Source organism: Dendrosporobacter sp. 1207_IL3150, assembly GCF_036763085.1.
Classification (GTDB): Bacteria; Bacillota; Negativicutes; order DSM-1736; family Dendrosporobacteraceae; genus JBAIYU01.
Genome location: NZ_JBAIYU010000005.1, coordinates 1 through 1,024, shown reverse-complemented (window position 1 = coordinate 1,024; position 1,024 = coordinate 1). Strand labels below are relative to the sequence as shown.

The following is a 1,024-nucleotide window of genomic DNA, read 5'->3' as shown; positions in this document are numbered from 1 at the left end:
TGAACTGAACCCTTGCGAATAGACACGATTAAGAAGCCCTGTCGCAGGATTATATGAAATTACGCATGCTGACGCCGTTTTTCAAGTGGCGTCAGCTTTGTTTTTAGCTGAATACGTTCGTGATTGTAAAAGAAAATATAATTATTAATGAGCTCGCGCGCTTGATCAATGGTCTTAGGCTTATATCGACGAATACACTCAGCCTTTAGTATACTAAAAAAGTTTTCAGCGGGTGCATTGTCATAACAGTTTCCACGCCTTGACATAGAAGGTATTATGCCGTATTTTTGAGTTAGGGTATAATATGCTCGCGATGTATATTGGAACCCTTGGTCGCTGTGGAGGTGCAACTCTGCAGTGACCTTTTCTTTTACTTTGGCCTCCTTGATAGTCCGAAGAACAAGATTTACGGACTGTTCGGTTCCCATGTTATAAGCAATGATACTATTGTCAAATAAATCGCGAATCATAGACAAATATAACGTTCCTTGTGGTGTCTGAATATAAGAAATATCTGTAACCCATTTATGATTTGGTCGTGTTGCCGTGAACTGTCGATTAAGGATATTCGCATAGCGATGCAGTTGATCACTCATCTGTTTATACTTTCTTTTGCGTCGAATCTGTGCCAACAGCCCATATTTGTTCATGATGCGTAATACGGCCTTGTGGTTTACTCGTATTCCTTTCCTTGCAAGCCAAATGACTACACGCCTATATCCGTATGTTCCATAAGTATCACGCTGGCATTTCTCAATAAAATTAGCGATGTATTTTTCTCTAGAAGCTTTATTTTGCCGCTTTAGAAATGCGTAATAACCGCTTCTAGATACCTTAAAAAATCGGCACATCTCCCAAATTGGATATTTACTGGCGTTTTTAGCAATTGCTATATATTTAATCTCTGCTCTCACATCCTTCCAGCAGCCTGAAGAAAAGACTTATATAGCTCAACTTCTCGCTCAAGCTCCTTTATCCTAAGCGCCATTTCATCCTGTTGATTCAATGGACTTTTCCTTGGACG

The 1,024-nt window shown here is 39.7% G+C and carries 1 protein-coding gene; it reads right to left on the bottom strand.

Annotation, left to right across the window (positions count from 1 at the left end; all coding sequences use genetic code 11):
* Window positions 1-59 precede the first annotated feature (59 nt).
* The gene (locus tag V6C17_RS00620) at window positions 60-914 is read right to left on the bottom strand and encodes an IS3 family transposase (RefSeq protein WP_333520623.1); all 855 of its coding nucleotides are present in this window, start codon (window positions 912-914) and stop codon (window positions 60-62) included.
* Window positions 915-1,024 lie beyond the last annotated feature (110 nt).